Below are 18,613 nucleotides of genomic sequence, written 5' to 3'. Positions count from 1 at the left end.
TATACGCCGGTTGAAGGCGAGGGGGGAAAGCCGCTGAGCGGCCTCCACCAATCAACGCACTTTGCCCTGTTCAGGCAGCAACTGCGCTTTATCGAACGCATCCACGTCGATCACCGCCCGGCGTGCCTGTTCCGCCGCATGGAGCCGTTGACCTTCGCCAGGCTGCAGCACACCGCTTTCGATGGCCGCATCAATCACCGACTGCCCAGGTGCCGGCCTTACCTTGCCCTCCTTGACCCCCAGGTGCAGCGCCTTGTGCAGTGGCGCTGCCTCATCGAGCAAGTCGCAAGCCCGTTGCAGTGCCGCCACTGGGTCACCGTCCGCCTGTGGCCGGAAGCAGCCCGCGAGCAGCTCTTCCAGCGCTGGGTCACCCTTGTTACGCCCAATCAGCGCCGCTACCTCTGCATCCAGTTCATCGCTCGGCCCGGTATGACGACGGCCGAAGGGGAACACCAGGGCTCGCAGTGCACAGCCGACAAAGCGATTTGGGAAGTTGTCGAGTAACTTATCCAAGGCCTTTTCCGCCTGCCCCAGGCTTTCTTCCATGGCCCAGCGTAGCAATGGCTGCATCTGCTCGGGCGAGCCCAAGTCGTGATAACGCTTGAGCGCCGCACTGGACAAATACAGATAACTCAGCACATCGCCTAGCCGGGCACTCAGGCGCTCGCGGCGCTTGAGGGCGCCGCCCAGCAGCATCATCGACAGGTCCGCCAGCAATGCAAAGGCTGAGGCCTGGCGGTTCAGGGCGCGGAAGTAGCCTTGGCTGAGGGTATCGCCTGGTACGCTTTCCAGGCGGCCCAATCCCAGATTGAACACCAGTGTGCTAGCCGCATTGCCGGCGGCGAACATGATGTGCTTCATCAACAGGTCATCGAACTCTCTTAGCGCCTGGTCGCGGTCCTCACGGTGGGCCAGAGCCATTTCCTTGAGTACGAACGGGTGGCAGCGAATGGCGCCCTGACCGAAGATCATCAGGTTGCGTGAGAGGATGTTGGCGCCCTCGACCGTGATGAAGATCGGTGCCCCTTGCCAGTTACGCCCCAGGTAGTTGTTCGGGCCCATGATGATGCCCTTACCGCCGTGCACATCCATGGCGTGCTGGATGCATTCGCGGCCGCGCTCGGTCAGGTGGTACTTGAGGATCGCCGACAGCACCGAGGGCTTCTCGCCCAGGTCTACCGCTTTGGCCGTCAGCAGGCGCGCGCTGTCCATCAGCCAGGCGTTGCCGCCGATGCGTGCCAGCGATTCCTGGATACCTTCGAATGCGGCCAGCGGCACGTTGAATTGCTCGCGGATGTTGGCGTACTGGCCGGTGACCAGGCTGGTGTACTTGGCGGCGCCGGTGCCCACGGCGGGCAGGGAGATGGAACGGCCCACCGACAGGCAGTTCATCAACATCATCCAGCCTTTGCCGAGCATGGCCTGGCCACCGATAAGGTAGCTCAGTGGCACGAACACGTCCTTGCCGCTATTGGGGCCATTCATGAAGGCGGCGCCCAGCGGCAGGTGACGTTTGCCGATGTCCACGCCGGGGGTGTCGGTAGGGATCAGCGCCAGGCTGATGCCCAGTTCCTCCTCCTCGCCCAGCAGGTGGTCCGGGTCGTAGGCCTTGAATGCAAGGCCCAGCAGCGTGGCAACCGGGCCTAGGGTGATATAGCGTTTTTCCCAGTTCAGGCGCAGGCCGATGACTTCCTCGCCCTGCCACTGGCCCTTGCACACCACGCCGGTGTCGGGCATGGCGCCAGCGTCTGAGCCGGCCAGAGGGCCGGTGAGTGCGAAGCAAGGGATGTCGTCGCCACGGGCGAGGCGTGGCAGGTAGTGGGCGCGTTGTTCGTCGGTTCCGTAATGCAGCAGCAGTTCAGCTGGGCCGAGGGAGTTGGGCACCATCACCGTGGAGGCCAGATCGCCGCTGCGGGTGGCCAGCTTCATCGCCACCTGGGAGTGTGCGTAAGCGGAAAAACCCTTGCCACCGTACTGCTTGGGGATGATCAGGGCAAAGAAGCCATTTTGTTTGATATGCGCCCAGGCCGCGGGTGGTAGGTCCATGTCCTGGCCGATCTGCCAGTCGTTGACCATGGCGCACAGTTGTTCGGTAGGGCCATCAATGAAGGCCTGCTCTTCGTCGGTCAGCTTGGGTGCCGGGTAGGCCAGCAAGGTGCGCCAGTCGGGGCGGCCGCTGAACAGTTCGCCGTCCCACCATACGGTACCGGCGTCGATGGCTTCACGCTCGGTTTGCGACATGGGCGGCAGGGTGCGCTGGAACCAGTTGAAAACCGGGCCGGTGAACACCTTGCGGCGCCAGTCGGGCAGTGCCAACAAGGCGCCTTTGAGTGCCAGCACGAGCCAGATCAGTGCTAGCAGCCAGCCAGGAGCGCTGCTGAAAATGCCCATCAGCAGCACATAGGCGGCCATGATGCCGAGAATCTGCAAGGGTGCCAGGCGCCTGTGCGTGAGGTACGCCGCGCCTATCACCAGCACTACCAACCACAACAGCAACATAATCGGTCCTCCTTGGAACCAGGGGGCTTGAGCCGTTCCGGACAGCTTAGACGCAACGCCGGGAAAGGCAGGGTCAGAACAGTGACAGGGTGTGGCGGTGGGAGTTTCAGTCCGGTGATTGCCTGTACTGACCCTCTCGCGGGCAAACCCGCTTCTACAGGGGGCACCGTCCCCAGATAAGGCGCGATTCTTGTAGGAGTGGGCTTGCCTGCGAAAGGGCCGGTACAGGCAACAAAACTCTGGAGTAGACTGTGCAACATCCGCATTCATAAGGACGTTGCCATGCTGAAGATCTGGGGCCGCAAGAACTCGAGCAATGTGCGCAAAGCGCTGTGGATCGCCCACGAACTGGGCCTGGACTTCGAATCGATCGACGCCGGCGGCGCCTTCGGCGTGGTCAACGAGCCGTACTACCGCGCCCGCAATCCCAATGGCCTGGTGCCGATGCTGGAAGACGGCGACCTGACCCTGTGGGAGTCCAACACCATCGTCCGCTACCTGTGCGCCGAATATGGCACCGAGCAAGGTTGGTACCTGGAAGACCCGCGCCAACGCGCTTTGGCCGACAAATGGATGGACTGGGCCACCTCATCCTTCGCAGCGCCGTTCCGCCCGCTGTTCTGGGGCCTGCTGCGCACCCCCGAAGACCAGCGCGACTGGGTGGCGATCAACGCTGCGCACAAGCAGTGCGCCCAGTTGCTGGCCATTGCCGACGAAACCTTGGCCACACAGCCCTATCTTTCCGGTCACCAGATCGGCATGGGCGACATCCCACTGGGTAGCTTCGTCTATTGCCTGGTTCGAAATGCCCATCGAGCGCCCGGCCATGCACCACCTGGAAGCTTGGTACGAACGCCTCAAGGCCCGCCCGGCCTACCAGGCTGCAGTAATGACTGCGCTGACCTGATCGAACACTACGGCTGTTTCGATAGTCACTATCAATACACATGACTGTACTTGTGCGGCCGCGCCTTGCACCATTGGCCGCACTCACTGCGCCAGTGACCTTGTCTGGCGTGTCCTGCACCTTATTTTTCGGTAAGTGACCCGCTATGAGTTCTGCCCTGTCCATTCGACAGCTCACCAAAACCTACGGCAACGGCTTTCAGGCCCTCAACGGCATCGACCTGGATGTCGCCGAAGGGGACTTCTTCGCCTTGCTCGGCCCCAACGGCGCCGGCAAATCCACCACCATCGGCATTCTCTCCACCTTGGTGAATAAAACCAGCGGCACGGTCAATGTGTTCGGTCACGACCTCGACCGCGAGCCCGCGGCGCTGAAGCGTTGCCTGGGCGTGGTGCCACAGGAGTTCAATTTCAACCAGTTCGAGAAGTGCTTCGACATCGTCGTTACCCAGGCTGGCTACTATGGCATCCCGCCAAAGATCGCCAAGGCGCGTGCCGAGCAGTACTTGACCCAACTGGGCCTGTGGGATAAGCGCGACGTGCCATCGCGTTCGCTGTCCGGCGGCATGAAGCGCCGGCTGATGATTGCCCGTGCGCTGATCCACGAGCCGCGTTTGCTGATTCTCGACGAGCCCACCGCCGGCGTGGACATCGAGCTGCGCCGTTCGATGTGGAGCTTCCTCACCGAGCTGAACCAGAAAGGCATCACCATTATCCTCACCACCCATTACCTGGAAGAGGCTGAGCAGCTGTGCCGTAATATCGGCATCATCGACCACGGCACCATCGTCGAGAACACCAGCATGCGCCAGTTGCTGGGCAAGCTGCATGTCGAAACCTTCGTCCTCGACATCAAGCAGGGCCTGGCCACGGCGCCGGTGTTGCAGGGTTACCCGTGCCGGCTGCTGACCCCGCACACCCTGGAAGTACAGGTAGAGAAAGACATCGGCATCACCGCCCTGTTCGGCCAGTTGGCCCTGCAGAACATCGACGTGCAAAGCCTGCGCAACAAGACCAACCGACTCGAGGAGCTGTTCGTGGCCCTGGTGGAAAAAAACCTGTCGAAGGTGGCCGTATGAGCGTGGAACTGCGCACCAACTGGGTCGCCCTGAACACCATCGTCTATCGCGAAGTGCGGCGCTTCCTGCGCATCTGGCCGCAGACCCTGTTGCCACCGGCAATCACCATGGTTCTGTATTTCGTCATTTTCGGGAACCTGATTGGCCGGCAGATTGGCGACATGGGCGGGTTCACCTACATGCAGTACATCGTGCCGGGGCTGATCATGATGTCGGTGATCACCAACTCCTATGGCAACGTGGTATCGAGCTTCTTCGGTAGCAAGTTCCAGCGCTCGATCGAAGAGCTGATGGTCTCGCCGGTATCGCCGCACACCATCCTGGTGGGTTATGTCCTAGGTGGCGTGCTGCGTGGCTTGGCGGTAGGGGTGATCGTCACCATCCTGTCGATGTTCTTCACCGACCTGCAAGTGCATCACCTGGGTGTGACTGTGGCAGTGGTACTGTTGACGGCGACCATCTTCTCCTTGCTGGGGTTCGTCAACGCGGTGTTCGCTCGCAACTTCGACGACATTTCGATCATCCCGACGTTCGTACTGACTCCGCTGACCTACCTGGGCGGCGTGTTCTACTCGATCACCCTGTTGCCACCGTTCTGGCAGACCGTATCGCTGGCCAACCCTGTGCTGCACATGGTCAATTCCTTCCGCTACGGCATTTTAGGGGTGTCGGACATCAGCATCGGCACGGCGATCACGTTCATGTTGGTGGCCACTGCCGTGCTCTACCTGTTGTGCGTGCGGCTGCTGGTCAGCGGCCGGGGCATGCGTGCCTGAAACCTTGCACCGGCATTGGCGACGACGCCACTGCCGGCCTACCCACCAGCGCCAGTACATCAGGGTACTGAAATAGCCGAGCATACCCAGCAGTACGGCGCACACGATTGAACCGAGCAGGAAGGGTTGCCAGACCGTCGACAGTTGGTCAGTGATCCACTGGAAGGTCAGCGCGTCAGGTAGCGCGCGTGGCGGTACCTGCATCAGCCAGGCACCGACCATGTAGGTAACGAAGAACACCGGCGGCATGGTCAGCGGGTTGGTCAGCCATACCAGGCTGACGGCAATCGGCAGGTTGCCTCGCAGCGGGATGGCCAATGCAGCGGCCAGCAGCATCTGTGCGGGCATCGGGATCAATGCGGCGAACAGGCCGACGCCCATGGCTCGCGCTACCGAATGACGGTTCAGGTGCCACAGGTTCGGGTCATGCAGCAACTTGCCGAAAAAGCGTAAGGACTTGTGTTCCCGAATACTGCTCGGATCCGGCATGAAGCGTTTGAATAGTCGGCGCGGCATGGGGGCTCCCGGGGCGTTGACCGGGGCAGTATGCCCTGATTCCCGTTCAGCCTCGTTCAGAGTTTGTGACAATTGTTGAGCAAGCAGTGCCGGCAAGTGGGCTATGCCTCAGAGGTTGATTCAGCTTCTGGAGCTCTACCTCATGCGCACAGGGATGTTGGCGCTCGCGCTTGGTCTGCTCAGTCTTTGCCTGGTACCTCAATTGCCATCGGTCGGATGGCAGCTAATGCTTGCAGTGGGCGCCGTCGTCAGTCTGTTCACCCGGGGTTGGTTATTGGGTTTGTTCCTGCTGGGCTTCTGCTGGGCCTGTTGGTCTGCCAAGCAGGCCGTGGAGGATCGTCTGGCGCCAGGGCTCGATGGTCGCACCTTATGGCTGGAAGGGCGGGTGGCCGGTCTGCCGGCGCGCACTGCGCAAGGCGTGCGCTTCGAGCTTGAGGGGGCGCATTCCCGGCGTGCCGAGTTGCCGCAACGCCTGCAATTGAGCTGGTTCGACGGGCCACCGCTACGTGCCGGCGAGCAGTGGCGCCTGGCCGTCACCCTGCAGCGGCCGACCGGCCTTCTGAACCCCCACGGGCCCGACCGGGAGGCGCAGCTGCTGGCACGTCGGATCGGCGCCAGCGGAGCGGTGAAAGCCGGGCAGTTACTGACGCCCGCGGCAGTCGGGTGGCGCGATGGCCTGCGCGAGCGTCTGCTGGCGGTCGAAGCCCATGGTCGGCAAGCCGCGTTGGTGGCGTTGGTGCTTGGTGATGGGACCGGCCTGGCGCGCGAAGACTGGCAGGCGCTTCAGGCCACCGGCACCGTGCACCTGCTGGTGATTTCAGGCCAGCACATTGGCCTGGTGGCGGGTCTGCTCTATGCCGTGGTCGCGTGGTTAGCCCGCTGGGGGCTGTGGCCGACCCGGCTGCCGTGGCTACCTTGGGCCTGTGTGCTGGCCATGAGTGCGGCGCTGGCCTACGGGTGGCTGGCCGGGGCAGGGGTGCCAGTACAGCGCGCCTGTCTGATGCTGGCCGTGGTGCTGCTGTGGCGCCTGCGCTTTCGTCACCTTGGCGCGTTCCACCCCTTGTTACTTGCCTTGGTTGCCGTTTTGCTGTTCGAGCCGTTGGCGGCGCTGCTTCCAGGCTTCTGGCTGTCATTCGGCGCCGTGGCCACGCTCATCTACAGCTTCAGTGCCCGGCTAGGGGCCTGGCGACCCTGGCAGGCATGGACGCGAGCGCAGTGGGTCATCGCCGTCGGGCTGCTCCCGGTGCTGCTGGCCGTGGGCTTGCCGGTGAGCCTGAGTGCCCCGTTGGCCAACCTGGTGGCGGTGCCGTGGGTGAGCCTGGCGGTATTGCCGCTGGCACTGTTGGGCACTTTGTTGCTGCCGCTGGGCGACGCAGGTGAGGCATTGCTGTGGCTGGCAGGCGGCCTGCTGGATGTCTTGTTTCGCGCGCTAGCACTGGTCGCCCAGCAGCGCCCGGCATGGGTGCCTCCGGCACCGCCGTTGTGGGCCTGGCTGCTGGTATGCCTGGGTGCACTGCTGCTGTTGCTGCCACGGGGTGTGCCGCTGCGTGGGTTGGGCGCGGTGATGCTTTTGGCGCTCTGGGTGCCTCGGGAGCCGGTCTCGCACGGCCAGGTCGAGGTCTGGCAGCTGGACGTGGGCCAAGGCTTGGCGGTGTTGCTGCGCACTCGGCAGCACAGTCTGCTGTATGACGCCGGGCCGGCCAGGGGCGAAAGCGATCTGGGTGAGCGGGTCGTGTTGCCCACCTTGCGCAAGTTGGGAGTCGACAGCCTGGATGTGCTGCTGGTCAGTCACGCCCATGCCGATCACGCCGGCGGTGCAGGTGCGATCCAGCGCGGGCTGCCGGTCAGACGGGCGATTGGCGGTGAGCCGCTGGAAGAGGTTCAGTTACAGCCTTGCGTCAGTGGCGAGTCCTGGGAGTGGGACGGGGTTCGCTTTTCCCTGTGGCGCTGGGCGGATGCGCGCACCAGCAATGACCGCTCCTGCGTGTTGCTGGTCGAGGCGTCGGGGGAGCGGTTGCTGCTGGCCGGTGACATGGAGGCAGGGGCCGAACGTGCGTGGCTGGCTGCCATGGATTCACCACGCATCGACTGGCTGCAGTCGCCGCACCACGGTAGCCGCAGTTCGTCGACCGAAGCCTTCATCCGCGCTGCGGCCCCGCGTGGGGTACTGATTTCCCGCGGGCGCAACAACAGCTTCGGGCATCCCCATGCACAGGTGGTCGAACGCTATCGCAGGCATGGCATGACCCTGCACGACACGGCAGTGGAGGGGGCGTTGCGTCTGGTGCTCGGTGCGCAAGGCGAGGTCGAGGGTATGCGCAGCCAGCGCCGCTTCTGGCGCGACGCCAGGGGTGGTTAATGCTGATGAGCGCCTGCCGCGCCTATGGTAAAGTGGCGACCTTTTCCAGAGGGCTTCTACTGTGTGGGAATTGGTCAAGTCCGGCGGTTGGATGATGCTGCCGATCATTCTGAGTTCCATCGCCGCCATGGCTATCGTCGTCGAACGCCTGTGGACCCTGCGCGCCAGTCGCGTCAGCCCGCCCCACCTGCTGGGCCAGGTGTGGATGTGGATCAAGGACAAGCAACTGACCAGTGACAAGCTCAAGGCCCTGCGTGCCGACTCGCCCTTGGGCGAAATCCTCGCGGCGGGGCTGGCCAACTCGCGTCATGGTCGCGAAATCATGAAAGAGTGCATCGAGGAAGCCGCCTCACGCGTTATCCACGAGCTCGAGCGCTACATCAGCACGCTGGGCACCATCGCCGCCATGGCGCCGCTGCTGGGCCTGCTGGGCACCGTGCTGGGCATGATCGACATCTTCAGCGCGTTCATGGGGTCGCAGATGACCGCCAACGCCGCGGTGCTGGCGGGTGGCATTTCTAAGGCGCTGGTAACCACGGCGGCCGGGCTGATGGTGGGTATCCCGGCGGTGTTCTTCCACCGCTTTCTGCTGCGCCGTATCGACGAGCTGGTGGTCGGTATGGAGCAGGAGGCGATCAAGCTGGTGGAAGTGATTCAGGGTGACCGCGAGGTGGAAGTGGCTGGAGGCAAGGCGTGAAGTTTCGGCGCAATCGCCAGCGCGAGAACATCGACATCAACCTGGCGTCGTTGATCGACGTGGTGTTCGTGCTGTTGCTGTTCTTCGTGGTCACCACCACGTTCACCCGCGAAACCCAGCTGCGCGTCGAGTTGCCCGAAGCGGCCAGCGCCGAGCGTGCACCGGGCGATGAGGGCAAGCTGGTAGAAATCACCATCAGTGCCGAAGGCGTGTACTCGGTCAACAACCACCTGTTGCCCAAGAGCGACTTGGCCACCCTCAGCGAGGCCATCGAGCGTGAATCAGGTGGCGACAACAAGCTGCCCCTGGCCATCAGTGCCGACGGCAAGACCCCGCACCAGGCTGTGGTCACCGCAATGGATGCTGCCGGCAAGCTCGGCTTCAGCCAATTGCGCATGACCACCGTCGAGGCGGCCCAGAGCACACCCTGATGACATTAGCCGATCGCCTGCTTGCTGCCTGGTACACCGGCCACCCGGCACTGGCATTGCTGCGTCCGCTGGAAGCGCTGTACCGCTGGGTGGTCAAACGCAAGCGCAGGCGTTTTCTCAACGACGAGCGCGCCAGCTATCGCGCTCCGGTGCCCGTCATCGTGGTGGGAAACATCACTGTCGGCGGTACCGGCAAGACTCCTATGATTCTCTGGCTGATCGAGCACTGCCGCCAGCGGGGGTTGAGGGTGGGAGTGGTCAGCCGTGGCTATGGCGCCAAGCCGCCGCAGTTCCCTTGGCGGGTGACGGCCGATCAGGCGGCCGAACAGGCAGGCGACGAGCCGCTGTTGATCGTGCAACGTACCGGTGTGCCGCTGATGATCGATCCGGACCGCGCACGTGCGGTGCAGGCCCTGCTGGTCAGCGAACCCCTGGACTTGATTCTGTGTGACGACGGCATGCAGCACTACCGCCTGGCGCGAGACCTGGAATTGGTATTGATCGACGCAGCCCGCGGCCTGGGCAATCGCCGATGCCTACCGGCCGGCCCCTTGCGCGAGCCTGTCGAGCGTCTGAAGGCGGCCGACGCGGTATTGTTCAATGGTGCAGCGCAAGACAGTGCCGAGGGCTTTGGTTTTCGCCTGCAGCCCAGCGCGTTGGTCAACCTGCGCACGGGCGAGCGCCGTGCACTCGACCATTTTCCCGTAGGTCAGCGCCTGCATGCGGTGGCTGGCATTGGTAACCCGCAGCGTTTTTTCAATACCTTGCAGGGCCTAGGCTGGCAGCCGCTGCCGCATCCCTTTGCCGACCACGCGCAATTCAATGCCCGAAACCTTGCCTTCACACCGCCACTGCCGCTCATCATGACCGAGAAGGATGCGGTGAAGTGCCGTTCTTTTGCCGCCGAGAACTGGTGGTACCTGGCGGTAGAAGCACAACCCACGCCGGCATTTGGCACTTGGTTCGACCTGCAGTTGCAACGTTTGCTACCCAAGCCCTGATCCCGTTTTCAATTTCGGCCTTCTGGCCTAAAGGAAGCCTTCAATGGACACCAAACTGCTCGATATCCTGGCCTGCCCGATCACCAAGGGCCCGCTCAAGCTCAGCGCCGACAAGACCGAGCTGATCAGCAAGGGCGCCGGCCTTGCCTATCCCATTCGCGACGGTATCCCGGTGATGCTGGAAAGCGAGGCACGTACCCTGACCGATGATGAGCGCCTGGACAAATGAACCTGGACTTCACCGTCGTCATTCCAGCCCGCCTGCGCTCCACACGCCTGCCAGGCAAGCCCCTGCTGCCCATCGCCGGTAAACCAATGGTGCAACACGTATGGGAACAGGCGCGCAGGAGTGCCGCCAGTCGCGTTGTCATCGCAACCGACGATGCCAGTATCTTTGAGGCTTGCCAGGCATTTGGCGCTGAGGTGCTGATGACCCGCGTGGATCATGAGTCCGGCACCGACCGTCTGGCCGAAGTGGCCGTGCAGCTCGGCCTGCCCAGCGAGGCCATCGTAGTCAACGTGCAAGGTGACGAGCCGCTGATCCCGCCGGTGATCATCGACCAAGTGGCCGCCAACCTGGCGGCTAATCCGCACGCTGGTATCGCGACTTTGGCCGAGCCCATCCATGAGCCGCAAGCGGTGTTCAACCCCAACGCAGTCAAGGTAGTGAGCGACAAGAACGGCCTAGCCCTGAGCTTTAGCCGTGCGCCGCTGCCGTGGGCGCGCGATGCGTTCGCCAAAGGCCAGGAGCTGCCGCCCGGTGTGCCTTACCGCCGCCATATTGGCATGTACGCCTACCGGGTTGGTTTCCTCCATGATTTCGTCGGTTGGGGCCCATGCTGGCTGGAGCAGACCGAAGCGCTGGAGCAACTGCGTGCGTTGTGGCACGGCGTGCGGATCCATGTGGAGGATGCCATCGAGGCACCCGCCGTGGGCGTGGACACCCCTGAAGACCTGGAGCGCGTACGGCGCTTGCTGGAGGCCTGATGCGCGTTCTGTTCGTGTGCCTGGGCAACATCTGCCGCTCGCCGACTGCCGAAGGCGTGCTGCGTCATCAACTGCAGGCCGCCGGCCTTGCCGATCAGGTGCAGGTGGCCTCGGCCGGCACGGGCGACTGGCACGTTGGCAAGGCGCCCGACGGGCGCACCCTCAAGGCCGCACTGGCACGTGGCTATGACCTGTCGAAACAGCGCGCCCAGCAGGTCAAAGTGGGGCACTTTGCCGAGTTCGACTTGGTACTGGCGATGGATCAGAGCAACCTGCGCGATTTGCGTGCCCTGCGCCCGCACACGGCGGTAGGCGAGCTCGACCTGTTTTTGCGCCGCTACGGTTCTGCGCTCGATGAAGTTCCAGACCCGTACTATGGCGGTGCCGATGGTTTCGAGCAGGTGCTCGACCTGATCGAAACCGCCTGCCAAGCGCTGGTCGTGGAAATCAAGGGGCGGTTATGACCGGGCAATGGCAGGAGCAGGTCTCGCTCAAGCCGTACAACACGTTTGGCATCGACGTGAAAGCGCGCTTTTTCAGCCAAGCCAAAGACGACCTGCAGGTGCGCCAGGCGCTGGACGCTGCGCAGCAGCAGGGTGTACCCGTGCTGGTGATAGGCGGGGGCAGCAACCTGCTGCTGACCCGCGATGTCGACGCCCTGGTGCTGCACGTCTCAAGCCAGGGGCGCCGCGTGCTGAGTGACGATGGTGGGCGCGTTGTGGTCGAGGCCGAGGCGGGTGAGGCCTGGCACCCGTTCGTGCAGTGGACGCTCGCGCAGGGCTTTTGCGGGTTGGAGAACCTCAGCCTGATTCCCGGCACAGTGGGTGCTGCGCCCATGCAGAACGTGGGCGCTTATGGCGTAGAGATCAAGGATGTCTTCGCCGGCCTGACCGCGCTGGACCGCAAGACGGGTGACGTCCGTGACTTCGCCTTGGCCGACTGCGCGTTCGGCTACCGTGACAGCGTGTTCAAGCGTAACCCTGGTCGCTGGCTGATCCTGCGTGTGCGCTTCGCCTTGAGTCGCACCTTGCAGGCGCGCTTGGACTACGGCCCGGTGCGTCAGCGCCTGGCCGAGCAGGGCACCACCGCGCTCACTGCGCAGGCCATCAGCGATGCCATCTGCAGCATTCGTCGTGAAAAATTGCCTGATCCGGCCGAGCTGGGTAATGCCGGGAGCTTTTTCAAGAACCCTGTGGTTGCGGCGCAGGTGGTTGAGCGTATCCGTACGCAACATCCAGATGTCATCGCCTACCCGCAGGCCGATGGCCAGGTGAAGCTGGCAGCGGGCTGGCTGATCGAACAGGCGGGCTGGAAGGGCTATCGAGAAGGTGATGCCGGGGTGCATCGCCTGCAATCGCTGGTGCTGGTCAACTATGGCCAGGCGAGCGGGGCGCAAATGCACGCCCTGGCGCGGCGGATCCAGGTCGACATCCTTGAGCGGTTCGGGGTTGAGCTGGAGATGGAGCCGAATCTTTATTGATGCTGCCTACGGCAACTTCCTAGGCGCCGTGTCCGCCGACCACGGTAAACGCCCGACCAAGAAAAAGCCCCGCCAGTTCGCACTGGCGGGGCTTTTTCATTCAGCCTTGGCTATCAACCCTGGTGGGTTTTTGGCTCGTCGGCGGTGCCGGGCGTTGGCTCGTCGGCAGCAGCGCCACCCTGAGCGGCTTTGGCGGCAGCCTCGGCCTCACGCTTGCGGCGACGCACTTCACGTGGATCGTTTGGAGCGCGGCCGTTGGACAGCATGACGGTGGCAGGCTCTGCCGCGGCAGCGGGGGCTGGCTCAGGCTCAGGTGCGACCGTTTCAGGCGCGGCCAAAACCTCTGGCTGGGCCTCTACCGCCGGGGCAGGCTGTTCGGCAACCGGGGCGACCTCGATCACAGAGGGTGCTTGCTCGATTTCGCCGGCTTCGATGGCCGGGGCTTCTGCAGGCACTTCGGTGATTAGCGCTTCGGGTGCCTGAACGTCTGCCGGGGCTTCAACGACTGCGGTTTCGGTGGTCGCGGCTGGCTCAGCAACGGGCGCCTGTTCGATTACCGGCTGCGGGGCGACTTCGACCACCGGCACGGCCGAGGCCTCGACAAATGGCGCTGGCTCGCTGATCGGTTGCTCGACCACTGGGGCCACGGCGACCGCTTCTGCTGGAACTACAGTTTCAGCTTGCTCGGCCGGTTGAGCGATTTCGCTGCTGTCAGTCGGGGCAACAGCGGCGACTTCGGCAGTAGCGCGCTCGGCCTGCTGATTGGCCTGGGCTTCGGCGTCGGTGCTGATGTTGCTGGTTGCAACCGCAGCGGTCACCGCAATACCTGCGGCCAGCTCTGCGCCCAGCTCGGTGGCCTGGCGCTGTTGAGGCTGCTCTTCGCTGCCTTCTTCTTCGCCGTCGATCAGCTCACCGTTGGCGTTGCGCTGGCGCTCGCGACGGTTGCTGCGGCGACGCTGGCCACGCGACCGGCGGCGCGGACGCTCGCCATCGTTGCCGTCCTGCTCGTCCTGTAGGTGCTCTTCGTTCGGCAGTTGCTCTTCGGCCATTTCGGCAGCGTGTTCGGCAGCTTCCTCGGTCGCGCGTGGCTGACGTTCTTCACGAGGTTGGCGCGGGGCGCGTTCCTCCCGGGCGGCACGCTCTTCGCGAGGCGCTCGGTCTTCACGTGGAGCACGCTCTTCGCGGGGCGCGCGGTCTTCACGGGGAGCGCGTTCTTCACGTGGAGCGCGTTCTTCACGTGGAGCACGTTCTTCTCGAGGCGCGCGATCTTCACGCGGAGCACGCTCTTCGCGAGGTGCGCGATCTTCACGTGGAGCACGTTCTTCGCGAGGCGCACGCTCTTCACGTGGGGTACGTTCTTCGCGAGCTACACGTTCTTCACGGGGCTGACGCTCTTCACGTTCTGCTTGCGGTGTGGCGTCCAGCGGCTCGCGCAGTTCACGCACGCGCTCTTCGCCACGGTTGCCGCGACGGTCTTCGCGAGACTGGCGTGGTGCTCGCTCTTCGCGCGGGGCGCGTTCTTCTCGTGGGGCACGTTCTTCACGCGCAGCACGCTCCTCGCGTGGCTGGCGATCCTCGCGCGGGGTACGTTCGGCACGTTCTTCACGCGGCTTGCGCTCTTCATCGCGGCGACCGTTGCGGTTACGGCTCTGCTGCCGTCCGTTACGGCGTTCCTCGTTACGCGGGCTGCGTTCGGTAGTCGGCTTTTCCGCAGCAGGGGCGACAGGGGCGGCAGCAGGTTCTTCCTTGCCAGCGAACAGGCTCACCAGCGACTTCACCAGGCCCTTGAACAGGCTTGGCTCCGGGGCGCTTGGGGCAGGGGCGGCGGCTGGCGCAGGCTGTGGCTCCTCGCTGGCTGGCACGGGTGCATTCGCACGGGCCGGTGCGGTTTTCACGGCGGCCTCCTGGCGAACCAGGGTGCGGGTGGCGGTTGGCTGTGGCGCTTCTTCGGTCTCGCTGGCAGCGATTTCGTAGCTGGACTGGTTGTTCAACACCTCGGGATTGTCGTCGCGCAGGCGCTGGACTTCGAAGTGTGGGGTTTCCAGGTGATCGTTTGGCAGGATGATGATGCGCGCACGGGTGCGCAGCTCGATCTTGGTGATGGAGTTGCGCTTCTCGTTGAGCAGGAAGGCGGCCACCGGGATCGGCACCTGGGCACGGACTTCGGCAGTGCGATCTTTCAATGCCTCTTCTTCGATCAGACGCAGGATAGCCAGCGACAGCGATTCCACGTCACGGATGATGCCGGTGCCCGAGCAGCGCGGGCAGACGATGCCGCTGCTTTCGCCCAGCGATGGACGCAGGCGTTGACGGGACATTTCCAACAGGCCGAAGCGCGAGATGCGGCCAACCTGCACGCGAGCGCGGTCGGCCTCGAGGCATTCACGCACACGCTCTTCCACGGCGCGCTGGTTCTTGGCAGGGGTCATGTCGATGAAGTCGATGACGATCAGGCCGCCGATGTCGCGCAGACGCAGCTGACGGGCAATTTCCTCAGCCGCTTCCAGGTTGGTCTGCAGGGCGGTTTCCTCGATGTCGCTGCCCTTGGTGGCGCGCGCCGAGTTGATGTCGATGGACACCAGTGCTTCGGTCGGATCGATCACGATCGAACCGCCCGATGGCAGCTCGACCACGCGCTGGAAAGCGGTCTCGATCTGGCTTTCGATCTGGAAGCGGTTGAACAGCGGGACGCTGTCTTCGTACAGCTTGACCTTGCTGGCGTATTGCGGCATGACCTGGCGAATGAAGGTCAGGGCTTCTTCCTGGGCATCAATGCTGTCGATCAGCACTTCGCCGATGTCCTGGCGCAGGTAGTCGCGGATGGCGCGGATGATGACGTTGCTCTCCTGGTAGATCAGGAACGGCGCGGCGCGGTCCAGCGAGGCTTCCTTGATGGCGGTCCACAGCTGCAGCAGGTAGTCCAGGTCCCACTGCATCTCTTCGCTGCTGCGGCCAAGGCCGGCGGTGCGAACGATCAGGCCCATGTCGCCTGGTACGGTCAGGCCATTGAGCGCTTCGCGCAACTCGTTGCGCTCTTCACCTTCGATGCGACGGGAAATGCCACCGGCGCGTGGGTTGTTGGGCATCAGCACCAGGTAGCGGCCGGCCAGGCTGATGAAGGTGGTGAGGGCCGCGCCTTTGTTGCCGCGCTCTTCCTTCTCGACCTGGACGATGACTTCTTGGCCTTCGCTGAGCACTTCCTTGATGTTGACGCGGCCTTCAGGGGCCTTCTTGAAGTATTCGCGGGAGATTTCTTTCAGCGGCAGGAAGCCGTGACGTTCGGAGCCGAAGTCGACGAAGGCGGCTTCGAGGCTGGGTTCGATGCGAGTGATCTTGCCTTTGTAGATGTTGGCCTTTTTCTGCTCACGTGCACCGGATTCGATATCCAGGTCGTAGAGGCGTTGGCCGTCCACCAGGGCTACGCGCAACTCTTCGGGTTGAGTGGCGTTAATCAGCATTCTTTTCATGTTGTACCGTCGGTTTCCGGGCTGCCGGAAACGGCGTTCGGCACACACGACGTCTCATGGTCGGTGCCAAGGTGCGCAAAGGGTGGCTAACCACCCCCGTGTCGAGCAACGTTCGGCACCAGCCGGTTGCCCAGCCTGCCGTTGTCGCGACGACGCGTCCTGTTTTGCTGCGGTGCCAACAAGGCCCCGGAGGCTTCGAATTGTTATCCGAATCAACCAAGCGGGCCTGGTGCACTCAGTCAGGAGGAGGAATCAACCTTCAGCCGTGGACGCCCAGGGGCATCTGTTCAGGACCTTATCCGCTCGCCAGCCGTACGATGGGGCTGGTGGCCGGACGCGGTGCTACACGGTCCGAGGGCTGTGCATCTCCACCCTGCACGTATCCCTGATAATTCGGGTGCTGCCGCGCGCTGAATCCGCAACGGGTTGCATTTTTCGCCAGCGCGATTCTGCGCTGGCGCCATTCATGTCCAAGGCAGGTATTTCCGAGGCATTCGCCATGGGTTGCGTGGAAGCGACGGGCGGGCAGAGGTACTGCGAAAAGAAGCGTGTAAGCAGGTTGGACACCGCACTTGTCGTTTATTTTCGGTCTTCTCTACACGGCGCTGGTGGCGATTCCAGGCAATTCGGTAAACTGGCGAACCCCCGTAGGACGGCCTCGCGTCCTGGAGAATTGCGAAGGTCAGTGACTGGCGCACAGCCTGATTCCACTGGCCTGCCGCTTATGGCGGCGTTCGCGACTATAGCAGCAATGATTAAGTGCTTCAATTCCATAAAAATTGTATGATTGCGCCATGACAACCAATACCTCTCCGACTTCCGGCGTTCAGCTGATTGAAGTCGCGCCGGAACTTGCCGGCCAGCGTATCGACAACTTTCTCATCACAGCCCTCAAGGGTGTGCCCAAGACCTTGGTCTATCGCATCCTGCGCAAGGGCGAGGTGCGGGTGAACAAGGGTCGGGTCAAGCCCGAGTACAAGATCCAGGCCGGCGACATCGTGCGGGTGCCGCCCGTGCGACTGCCTGAGCGCGACGAGCCGGCCCCGGTGGCCCAGGGGCTGCTGCAGCGGCTCGAAGCTGCCATCGTTCACGAAGACAAGGCGTTGATCGTGATGAACAAGCCTGCCGGGATCGCCGTGCATGGCGGTAGCGGGCTGAGCTTCGGCGTGATCGAGGCGCTGCGTCAGTTGCGCCCCGATGCCAAGGAGCTGGAGCTGGTGCATCGCCTGGACCGGGACACCTCGGGCCTGCTGATGATTGCCAAGAAGCGCAGCATGCTGCGCCACCTGCATGCTGCGCTGCGCGGGGATGGCGTGGACAAGCGCTACATGGCCCTGGTGCGCGGTCACTGGCCAACCGCGAAGAAGCAAGTCAATGCACCGCTGCTCAAGAGCAACCTGCGCTCAGGCGAGCGTATGGTCGAAGTCAACGACGAAGGCAAGGAAGCGCTGACCCTGTTCCGTGTGCTGCGCCGCTTCGGCGACTTCGCCACCCTCGTGGAGGCGCGCCCGATCACGGGCCGTACTCACCAGATTCGTGTGCATGCCCTGCATGCCGGGCACATGATCGCAGGCGACAGCAAGTATGGCGACGAGGATTTCAGTCGCGAAATCCGCGACCTGGGCGGCAAGCGGCTTTTCCTGCACGCCTACGCACTGACGGTGCCGCTTCCGGACGGTGGGGAGCTCAAGCTGGAGGCGCCCGTGGATGAAATGTGGGCCAAGACCGTGGAGCGTTTGAGTGCGCCGTGATTACACGCTGCTGATCTTCGACTGGGACGGTACCCTGGCCGACTCCGTCGGGCGCATCGTCGAGGCCATGCAGGTCGCTGCCAAGCGTGCCGGCCAAGCGCCCAGTCAGGAGCAGGCCATCAAGGGGATCATCGGGCTGTCGCTGGCTGAGGCGATCCACACCCTTTATCCGCACCTGACGCATGAGCAGGTGGAGCGGTTTCGTCAGCATTATGCCGATGTCTACACGGCACTCGATCAGCAGCCTTCGCCGCTGTTCGACGGCGTCGCCGATTCGCTGGCCGCCTTTCGCGCCGAGGGCTATCGAATGGCGGTGGCTACCGGCAAGGCGCGCCGCGGCCTCGACAGAGTGCTCAAGGCCAATGGCCTTGAGCGGTTTTTCGATATCACGCGTGCGGCGGATGAGACGCGCGGCAAGCCGCACCCCTTGATGCTCGAACAAATACTTGACCACTGCGGCGTCGAACCGGGTCGTGCGCTGATGGTCGGAGATTCTGCGTTCGATCTGCAGATGGCCAGCAACGCGGGGATGCACTGCGTGGCCGTGGGTTATGGCGCAATGTCGCTCCAGGCGCTGGCCGAGTTCGGGCCGCAGGTTTGCATCGATCACTTTGGCCAGCTGCGTCAGTGGCTGTCCGGTTCCACAGGTCCATTTTCGAGGTAG

15 protein-coding genes and 1 pseudogene are annotated in these 18,613 nt (G+C 63.5%); 13 read left to right on the top strand and 3 right to left on the bottom strand.

Going from position 1 to position 18,613, the window contains the following annotated elements:
• Positions 1 to 51: 51 nt before the first annotated feature.
• A complete protein-coding gene (locus ACK59L_RS14470; RefSeq protein ID WP_409274381.1) occupies positions 52 to 2,499 on the bottom strand; it encodes an acyl-CoA dehydrogenase in 2,448 nt (815 codons plus the stop codon).
• A 282-nt stretch (positions 2,500 to 2,781) separates the two neighbouring features.
• Here ACK59L_RS14470 and ACK59L_RS14465 point away from each other — a divergent pair.
• The 3 genes and pseudogenes from ACK59L_RS14465 to ACK59L_RS14455 all read left to right on the top strand — a co-directional run bounded on the left by ACK59L_RS14465 (position 2,782) and on the right by ACK59L_RS14455 (position 5,260).
• Positions 2,782 to 3,406 (top strand): annotated as a pseudogene (locus ACK59L_RS14465) (glutathione S-transferase).
• Positions 3,407 to 3,551: 145 nt separating this feature from the next.
• Positions 3,552 to 4,484: an ABC transporter ATP-binding protein gene (locus ACK59L_RS14460; protein WP_196136794.1), complete on the top strand. Its 933-nt coding sequence runs from the start codon at positions 3,552 to 3,554 to the stop codon at positions 4,482 to 4,484.
• A complete protein-coding gene (locus tag ACK59L_RS14455; RefSeq protein ID WP_058637710.1) occupies positions 4,481 to 5,260 on the top strand; it encodes an ABC transporter permease in 780 nt (259 codons plus the stop codon). Before ACK59L_RS14460 ends, ACK59L_RS14455 begins: the two co-directional genes overlap by 4 nt.
• Here ACK59L_RS14455 and ACK59L_RS14450 read toward each other — a convergent pair.
• Entirely contained in the window at positions 5,144 to 5,776 is a 633-nt protein-coding gene (locus tag ACK59L_RS14450; protein ID WP_409274378.1) for a DUF2062 domain-containing protein, read from the bottom strand. The genes ACK59L_RS14455 and ACK59L_RS14450 overlap by 117 nt on opposite strands.
• A gap of 142 nt (positions 5,777 to 5,918) precedes the next feature.
• Between ACK59L_RS14450 and ACK59L_RS14445 the strand changes: the two genes are divergently transcribed.
• From ACK59L_RS14445 to murB, 8 genes are all read left to right on the top strand, one after another.
• Positions 5,919 to 8,135: a DNA internalization-related competence protein ComEC/Rec2 gene (locus tag ACK59L_RS14445; RefSeq protein ID WP_409274376.1), complete on the top strand. Its 2,217-nt coding sequence runs from the start codon at positions 5,919 to 5,921 to the stop codon at positions 8,133 to 8,135.
• Between the two features lie 61 nt (positions 8,136 to 8,196).
• The gene (locus ACK59L_RS14440) at positions 8,197 to 8,832 is read left to right on the top strand and encodes a MotA/TolQ/ExbB proton channel family protein (protein ID WP_027919457.1); all 636 of its coding nucleotides are present in this window, start codon (positions 8,197 to 8,199) and stop codon (positions 8,830 to 8,832) included.
• A complete protein-coding gene (locus tag ACK59L_RS14435) occupies positions 8,829 to 9,263 on the top strand; it encodes a biopolymer transporter ExbD (protein ID WP_100851112.1) in 435 nt (144 codons plus the stop codon). The genes ACK59L_RS14440 and ACK59L_RS14435 overlap by 4 nt, the downstream gene beginning before the upstream one ends.
• Positions 9,263 to 10,264 carry a tetraacyldisaccharide 4'-kinase gene (gene lpxK, locus ACK59L_RS14430; RefSeq protein WP_409274373.1) on the top strand — a complete coding sequence of 334 codons (1,002 nt, stop codon included), beginning with the start codon at positions 9,263 to 9,265 and terminating at the stop codon, positions 10,262 to 10,264. Before ACK59L_RS14435 ends, lpxK begins: the two co-directional genes overlap by 1 nt.
• A 43-nt stretch (positions 10,265 to 10,307) precedes the next feature.
• A complete protein-coding gene (locus tag ACK59L_RS14425; RefSeq protein WP_003247142.1) occupies positions 10,308 to 10,493 on the top strand; it encodes a Trm112 family protein in 186 nt (61 codons plus the stop codon).
• Complete coding sequence (gene kdsB, locus ACK59L_RS14420; protein ID WP_058637706.1) at positions 10,490 to 11,251, top strand: 3-deoxy-manno-octulosonate cytidylyltransferase; 762 nt, start codon at positions 10,490 to 10,492, stop codon at positions 11,249 to 11,251. The genes ACK59L_RS14425 and kdsB overlap by 4 nt, the downstream gene beginning before the upstream one ends.
• Entirely contained in the window at positions 11,251 to 11,715 is a 465-nt protein-coding gene (locus ACK59L_RS14415) for a low molecular weight protein-tyrosine-phosphatase (protein WP_409274370.1), read from the top strand. The genes kdsB and ACK59L_RS14415 overlap by 1 nt, the downstream gene beginning before the upstream one ends.
• Positions 11,712 to 12,731 (top strand): UDP-N-acetylmuramate dehydrogenase, encoded by a 1,020-nt coding sequence (gene murB, locus ACK59L_RS14410; protein ID WP_409274368.1) that lies wholly within the window; start codon positions 11,712 to 11,714, stop codon positions 12,729 to 12,731. Before ACK59L_RS14415 ends, murB begins: the two co-directional genes overlap by 4 nt.
• A 113-nt stretch (positions 12,732 to 12,844) precedes the next feature.
• Here murB and rne read toward each other — a convergent pair whose 3' ends face one another.
• The gene (rne, locus tag ACK59L_RS14405; protein WP_409274366.1) at positions 12,845 to 16,198 is read right to left on the bottom strand and encodes a ribonuclease E; all 3,354 of its coding nucleotides are present in this window, start codon (positions 16,196 to 16,198) and stop codon (positions 12,845 to 12,847) included.
• Positions 16,199 to 16,992: 794 nt separating this feature from the next.
• Here rne and rluC point away from each other — a divergent pair.
• Entirely contained in the window at positions 16,993 to 17,949 is a 957-nt protein-coding gene (gene rluC / locus ACK59L_RS14400; protein ID WP_058605749.1) for a 23S rRNA pseudouridine(955/2504/2580) synthase RluC, read from the top strand.
• The gene (locus ACK59L_RS14395; RefSeq protein ID WP_196136801.1) at positions 17,939 to 18,613 is read left to right on the top strand and encodes an HAD family hydrolase; all 675 of its coding nucleotides are present in this window, start codon (positions 17,939 to 17,941) and stop codon (positions 18,611 to 18,613) included. Before rluC ends, ACK59L_RS14395 begins: the two co-directional genes overlap by 11 nt.

Source organism: Pseudomonas sp. KCJK9111 (assembly GCF_046231935.1).
GTDB lineage: Bacteria > Pseudomonadota > Gammaproteobacteria > Pseudomonadales > Pseudomonadaceae > Aquipseudomonas > Aquipseudomonas parafulva_B.
This window is presented reverse-complemented; position numbering and strand designations above follow the sequence as displayed.

Bases quoted from the DNA above. Each gene is read 5' to 3' on its own strand.
- murB (WP_409274368.1), top strand. From the start codon at position 11,712: ATGACCGGGCAATGGCAGGAGCAGGTCTCGCTCAAGCCGTACAACACG.
- rne (WP_409274366.1), bottom strand. From the start codon at position 16,198: ATGAAAAGAATGCTGATTAACGCCACTCAACCCGAAGAGTTGCGCGTA.
- ACK59L_RS14455 (WP_058637710.1), top strand. From the start codon at position 4,481: ATGAGCGTGGAACTGCGCACCAACTGGGTCGCCCTGAACACCATCGTC.
- ACK59L_RS14460 (WP_196136794.1), top strand. From the start codon at position 3,552: ATGAGTTCTGCCCTGTCCATTCGACAGCTCACCAAAACCTACGGCAAC.
- ACK59L_RS14425 (WP_003247142.1), top strand. From the start codon at position 10,308: ATGGACACCAAACTGCTCGATATCCTGGCCTGCCCGATCACCAAGGGC.
- rluC (WP_058605749.1), top strand. From the start codon at position 16,993: ATGACAACCAATACCTCTCCGACTTCCGGCGTTCAGCTGATTGAAGTC.
- ACK59L_RS14470 (WP_409274381.1), bottom strand. From the start codon at position 2,499: ATGTTGCTGTTGTGGTTGGTAGTGCTGGTGATAGGCGCGGCGTACCTC.
- kdsB (WP_058637706.1), top strand. From the start codon at position 10,490: ATGAACCTGGACTTCACCGTCGTCATTCCAGCCCGCCTGCGCTCCACA.
- ACK59L_RS14445 (WP_409274376.1), top strand. From the start codon at position 5,919: ATGCGCACAGGGATGTTGGCGCTCGCGCTTGGTCTGCTCAGTCTTTGC.
- lpxK (WP_409274373.1), top strand. From the start codon at position 9,263: ATGACATTAGCCGATCGCCTGCTTGCTGCCTGGTACACCGGCCACCCG.
- ACK59L_RS14415 (WP_409274370.1), top strand. From the start codon at position 11,251: ATGCGCGTTCTGTTCGTGTGCCTGGGCAACATCTGCCGCTCGCCGACT.
- ACK59L_RS14450 (WP_409274378.1), bottom strand. From the start codon at position 5,776: ATGCCGCGCCGACTATTCAAACGCTTCATGCCGGATCCGAGCAGTATT.